At 70.7% G+C, this 5,599-nt stretch carries 4 protein-coding genes and 3 pseudogenes; 3 read left to right on the top strand and 4 right to left on the bottom strand.

The features are described 5' to 3' along the window. Window positions 1-122 precede the first annotated feature (122 nt). Window positions 123-338, bottom strand: coding sequence for a hypothetical protein (locus tag CCR87_RS01790; RefSeq protein ID WP_201155613.1), 216 nt, complete (start codon window positions 336-338; stop codon window positions 123-125). Between the two features lie 252 nt (window positions 339-590). Here CCR87_RS01790 and CCR87_RS17665 point away from each other — a divergent pair. From CCR87_RS17665 to CCR87_RS01770, 3 genes and pseudogenes are all read left to right on the top strand, one after another. After that, window positions 591-809, top strand: a pseudogene (locus tag CCR87_RS17665) (MetQ/NlpA family ABC transporter substrate-binding protein); the annotation flags it as partial. Between the two features lie 28 nt (window positions 810-837). Then, window positions 838-1,343 (top strand): annotated as a pseudogene (locus tag CCR87_RS17660) (ATP-binding cassette domain-containing protein); the annotation flags it as partial. Between the two features lie 334 nt (window positions 1,344-1,677). Then, the gene (locus CCR87_RS01770; RefSeq protein ID WP_201155612.1) at window positions 1,678-2,694 is read left to right on the top strand and encodes a YeiH family protein; all 1,017 of its coding nucleotides are present in this window, start codon (window positions 1,678-1,680) and stop codon (window positions 2,692-2,694) included. A 319-nt stretch (window positions 2,695-3,013) separates the two neighbouring features. Here the strand turns inward: CCR87_RS01770 and CCR87_RS01765 are convergent, their stop codons facing one another. From CCR87_RS01765 to CCR87_RS01755, 3 genes and pseudogenes are all read right to left on the bottom strand, one after another. Next, a complete protein-coding gene (locus CCR87_RS01765) occupies window positions 3,014-4,840 on the bottom strand; it encodes an SLC13 family permease (protein WP_201155611.1) in 1,827 nt (608 codons plus the stop codon). Window positions 4,841-5,002: 162 nt separating this feature from the next. Further along, complete coding sequence (locus tag CCR87_RS01760; RefSeq protein WP_274609741.1) at window positions 5,003-5,329, bottom strand: ADP-ribosylglycohydrolase family protein; 327 nt, start codon at window positions 5,327-5,329, stop codon at window positions 5,003-5,005. Between the two features lie 155 nt (window positions 5,330-5,484). Continuing rightward, window positions 5,485-5,599 (bottom strand): annotated as a pseudogene (locus tag CCR87_RS01755) (IS5/IS1182 family transposase); the annotation flags it as partial.

Here is a 5,599-nt window from a genome sequence, read left to right as displayed (position 1 = left end):
CCTGCGGCTGTCCCCGGCCCCGACCTGCCCCTTTCTGTCAACGGCGGCGTAAAGGTCGGCCACTCCGGGGTATGGGCGGTCGGCCGCCGTGGCCCGTCAGGGCCAAGCCAGCGCAGGTCGGATCAGGCGGGATCATTGGCGTTGCGCCTGCGGCCTTGCGCGCGCCTGCGGCCAAGGCAAATCTGCGCAAGCTCGGCGGCAACAGCACCGCCGATCGCCGCGAGATCGCGCGCGAGGGCGGCAGGGCTGCGACGCAACAAGGCCGCGTCGCGTGAACTGGTCGGGGAAGCCGTCGCCCACATCCCCACCAACGACCCGCCCGATGAAGACTGGATCAAGGTCGGGCTCGCGCGCTACGCCGCGCTGGGTGCAGGCGGACAGGAACGATCCCGCCTGCACCGCCAGGAAATGGGACAGCTTCGCCGGTGTCCGCGGCGTGATCGTGGGCACGCTGTTCTGGCTCGCGCGACAGAACGGCTGGCGGGCCGCGCGGACCTCGCCGTCCGGACGCCGCGAACCGGGACGAGGTGGACGACGACCGCCGGCCGGTCATCCGCATCTGCGCGGGCTTTCTGCACCGGACCGTCGCCATGGCCGAGGGCGCGCCGACGCAGGCGGGCCGCGCCGCCGATCTCGGGCTGGAGATCGAGGTCGTCGAGTGCACCGCCCATGTCGCTCCGAACCAGGCGCTTGCGCAGGGCGATCTGGATACGAACGCGGTCCAGCACCGGCCCTGTCCGGACAACCGGAACGCCAATGCGGGCTTCGATCTGGTCTCGGTGGGCCGAACGGTGACCTCCCCACTCGGGATCCATTGCAGCCGTCATGCGACGCGCCCCGGGCCGAACGATGATCGCGGCCAAGGTCGACGAGCCGCTGCACTTCCTCCAGATCGTGGATCTGGCCGACCGCGACCCCACCCAGCTTTCGGGCGGCCAGCGCCAGCGGGTGGCGCTGGGGCGCGCGCTGGCGATCGCGCCCAATGTGCTGCTGCTGGACGAGCCCTTCGGCGCGATCTGCGCCGCTGGCTGCGCGACGTGCACAAGGCGACCGGCTCGACCAAGATCTTCGGTACCCACGATCAGGAGGAGGCGTTCGAACTTGCCGACCGCGTGATCGTCATCGGCGCGGGTGGCCTTGTCTCCGAGGACTGGCGCGACGCCCTGCCCAACGGCGCCTCGCCGTGGTATTCACGGCCGGCGTTTCTGGTGCGCGAGGGCAAGCCGAAGGACATCAACGACTGGGACGATCTGGCCCGCGACGATATCCAGGCGATCTTTCCCAACCCCCGCACCAGCGGCAATGCGCGCTACATCTACCCCACGGCCTTCGCCCATGGGCTGGGCAGCATGATCATGCAGGACATCGCCGCCCGCCACCGCGGACCGGATCAGCGCGACTGGGACGGCCGCGCGGCGCTGGCGGGGCTCAGCATGCCGTGCCGAAACACATGGGGCGACCGCTCCTGCCTCTGGCCACAGGTGCAGCGCTTGTGGCAGGGCATCTCGGGCGCCGAGCCTGGCGTGGTGCCCGCCGCAAGCCACGCGGTTCATCTGGAAAAACCGGAGATCTTCTGCGCGATGTTGCAGGACCCCCTGACCGGAGGAGGACGGCAATGCCCCACAACAGCGCGCAGTTTCCGCACGCAGGCGCCAACACGGCGCAGTGGACCGGACCATGATCGCGCAGCGGCTGGAGGTCTGGCGCAACGCTACGGTCCGGATGTTGCCGGGCCTTGCGCTGGCGGGCACGGTGGCGGCCGCCGCAGGCTTCCTTGGGTCGCATTATGGCGCGCCGGTGATGCTGTTTGCCCTGCTGATCGGGATGGCCTTCAACTTCCTGCACGCCGAGGGCCCCTGCCGCGAGGGCGTCGACCTGGCTGCGAAATTCATCCTGCGCCTCGGCGTCGGCCTCCTGGGCGTGCGCATCGCGTTCGAGGACCTCGCGCGGCTGGGGGGGGATGGGGCGCTGGTGCTTGTGGGGCTCGTGGCGCTGACCATCGCGTCGGGCTTCGTCATCGCACCGCTTCTGGGGCGCCAGTGGCGCTTTGCGCTGCTGACGGGCGGGGCGGTGGCGATCTGCGGGGCGTCCGCGGCACTCGCGATTGCCGCGGTGATCCCCGCCAATGACCGGACTGAACGCAACACCCTGTTCACTGTCATGGCCGTCACGGCACTGTCCACCGTGGCCATGGTCGCCTATCCCCTGCTGTTCCAGGCGCTGGGGTTTTCCGAGATCCAGCAGGGCTTTCTGATCGGCGCCACGATCCATGACGTGGCCCAGGTGGTGGGCGCGGGCTTTTCCGTCTCGGACGCGGCGGGCGAGACCGCCACGGTGGTCAAGCTGTTCCGGGTGGCCATGCTGCCGGTGGTGCTGATCGCGGTGGCGCTGGTGCTGCGCATGGGGCCGCATGGCGGGGCGCGGGGGCGGATCGCCCTGCTGCCGTGGTTCATGGTGCTTTTCCTCGCACTGGTGGCGCTCGGATCGGTGGTTCACTTGCCCGAGGCGCTGGTCGATCAGGTCACCACCCTGTCGCGCGCCTGCCTCGTCGTGGCGATCGCGGCGCTGGGTATCAAGACGTCCCTCAAGGCGCTCACCGCGGTGGGGGGCGGCCATCTTGCGGTGGTGGTTCTCGAAACCCTCGTCCTGCTGGCAGCGGCATGCCTTGCGCTGGAGGTCTTCGACGTCATCTGACATGATGCGCGGCCACCGCGCCTGCCCCCGGGTCGTGGAGCGCACCCGGAACCAGCGCCCTGAACGTCACGACCGGGTCCAGCACCGGGCGGACCCCCTCCTGCGGCCCGATGGCGTCGAGCTCGGGGCGCAGACTCTGCCGGAGGGCGGATATGGCGTGGCGTGACATCGGACGCCGCCCTCAGCCAGCGCTGTGCCGTATGGTGTGGTCAACGGCCTGAGGGGGCGACCGCCTGGACGCCGGCACGGGGTGTGATGGATCGCGCCACACGGACAGCGCCGTCGCTGTGGGCGGGTGCGCGGCCGCAACCGTCTGTGGTCATCCAGCCTGGCTTATGGGCCAGACAAACAGGATCGCCGGGACGGCGACGGCCAGGACAGCGGCCTGGAGCGGCAGGCCGAGTTGCCAGAAGTCCCAGAACCGCAGACCGCTGGACGACAGGATCAAGGTGTTGCTCTGGTGTCCGATGGGGGTGAGGAAGCCGGCCTGGGCACCGATGGCGACGGCCATCAGCAGCGGGTCCGGGCCGATCTCGAGGCTGCGCGCGATGCTGAACGCCACCGGCGCCATGATCGCCACCGCGGCCGCGTTGTTCAAGACGTTGGTCAGCACCATGCTGGCCACGATCACCACGCCGATCAGGAACGCCCCCTCCGGGGCCGCGCCGCCCAGCGACAGCGCGCCCTTGGCCGCGACCTCGGCCAGACCCGTCGCCTCGACCGCGTTGGCCACCGGGATCAGCGCGCCCAGAAGCACCACCACCGTCCAGTCCACCGCGCCGGGCACGCTGCGCGCCGGCGTCACCCCGGTCAGGATCGCCAGCAGCGCCGCACAGCCATAGGCCACCGCCGTCGGAAGCACCCCGGTGGCCGAGACGGCGACCGCGCCCACCAGGATCGCCAGTGCCAGCACCATCCGCCGCACCTTCGGCAGGCGCAGCGGCCGGGCCGCAAGCGGCGCGCAGCCATAGTCGCGGGCGAAGTCGGCGATGTCCTCGTCCCCGCCCTGCACCAGCAGCACGTCGCCCTCGGTGATGGTCATGTCGCGCAGGCGGCGCGGATCGCGGCGGCCCGCGCGCGACACCGCGAGCAGATTGATGCCGAAGCGCGAGCGCAGGCGGATCTCGCGGGCGGACCGCCCCGCCAGCCGGGCCCCCGGCAGCACCGCAAGCTCCGTCAGCACGGTATCGGCGCCGGGACCCGGGGCGGGGTCGGCGGGCTCCGGCGCCACCTCTTCCTCCAGCGTCAGATCGAGGCGCGCGAGGACGCCCGGCAGCGTGGTGGGGTTGGCCTCGATCACCAGGATGTCACCGACCCGGACGATCTGGCGGTGCGGCGGCACGGTGCGCGCATTGCCATGCGCAAGGCCGATCACGCGCGCGCCGCTCTCGCCCACGATGGCCTCGATCTGGCGCACGGTGGCGCCGGCGGCGCTGCTGGAGGGGCCCACGCGCGCCTCGGTCTGGTAGGCCGAGATCTCGAACGCCTGTGCATTGCGCACCGCTCGGCGTGGGATCAGCAGGCGCGAAAGGGCCAGCACCAGCAGCAGCGCGACCGCCCCCACCGCGGCCCCCACGGCCAGAAAATCGAACATCGCAAAGCCGGCCTGCAACTCGTCCTCACGGAACCCCGAAACCAGCAGGTTCGCCGGCGAGCCGATCAGCGTGACCATCCCCCCGAAGATCGTGCCATAGGAGAGCGGCACCAGCACAAGCGCCGGCGGCAGCCCGTTGCGCTGCGCGAACTGCAGCCCCAGCGGCATCAGCAGCGCCAGCGCACCGATGTTGGTGATGAAGGCCGCCAGCACCGCGCCGAACAGCGTGAACAGCACCACACCCCGGAACGCCGAGCCCCGCTCGGCCACCAGCCAGTGGCTGACCGCGTCGATCGCGCCCGAGCGCTGGAACCCGTGGCTCAGGATCAGCACGAACACCACCATCACGACGGCGTGGTTTCCGAACCCCTTGAAGGCCGTGTCCGCCGGCGTCAGCCCCAGCAACACACAGGCGAGAAGCGCCGCGAAGGCCACGATGTCGTGCCGGATGCGGTTCCAGACAAAGGCGATCATGGTTGCGACGATCACCATCAGCGTCAGGAACTGATCCACCGTCAGTCCCGCTGCGGTCGCGACGGAGGCCAGAGACAAGGGGAGGGTTCCTTTCGCCTGCAGGCGGTAAAGCCTAGAAGCCGGGCCCCCAAAAGCAACTCGGCCGGCCCGAGGGCCATGACAACTCCCCGTGGGCGTCCTTGCGGGCCATCTCCGGCCGGCAGGGTTGCTCCGCCGGCCTTGCCGCATCAACGCTGCGTTTCAGCCCATGCCGGCCGCGAGCAGCGCTCCGGCGAGATCGAGGGCGTCATCGGGCCGGCAGGTGCAGGGGCGGGGGTGATGGCCGTCGCGGGCGGGGACGGCGCGGCAGGACAGGACCGCGCGGCGCCAGTGGGCAGGGATCGCCCCACGGCCATGGGCTGCGCCCGGAAGCGCGCCGGCAATGGCGGCGTTGGTGTCGGTGTCACCGCCCGGCGACACGGCTTCAACCAACGCCTCCCCCAACTCTTGGCGCTGGTGCAGGCGGTGGAAGGCATCGGCCAGCGCGATCAGCACCCAGGCCCTGGTCGGACCCGTCGCAGCGCGCAGGCGGAGCCTTCAACCCGTTGAGGATGGCGAAGCGCACGGTCGCGCCCCCCTCGCCGTGGCCAGCGTGGCTGACGGCGAGCACACCCATCGCGCCGGGATCGGCCCCGCCCACGCCCGCCATGATGGCTGCGGTGAAGGTGGCCTAGGCTCAGGACTCATAGCCAGAAGATGACGGTTGCGGCGAGGGCGATGGCGGAGAGGAAGACCTTGGGGCATCGGTCGTAGCGTGTGGCGATGCGGCGCCAGTCCTTGAGCCTGCCGAACATGATT

The organism is Rhodobaculum claviforme (assembly GCF_016653255.1).
In the GTDB taxonomy this organism is placed as follows: domain Bacteria; phylum Pseudomonadota; class Alphaproteobacteria; order Rhodobacterales; family Rhodobacteraceae; genus Rhodobaculum; species Rhodobaculum claviforme.
Note: the sequence above shows the minus strand (reverse complement) of the source record. Positions and strands in the feature narration are given on the sequence as shown.

Coding starts and splice junctions, on each gene's coding strand:
- CCR87_RS01770 (WP_201155612.1), top strand. CDS start 1,678: ATGATCGCGCAGCGGCTGGAGGTCTGGCGCAACGCTACGGTCCGGATG.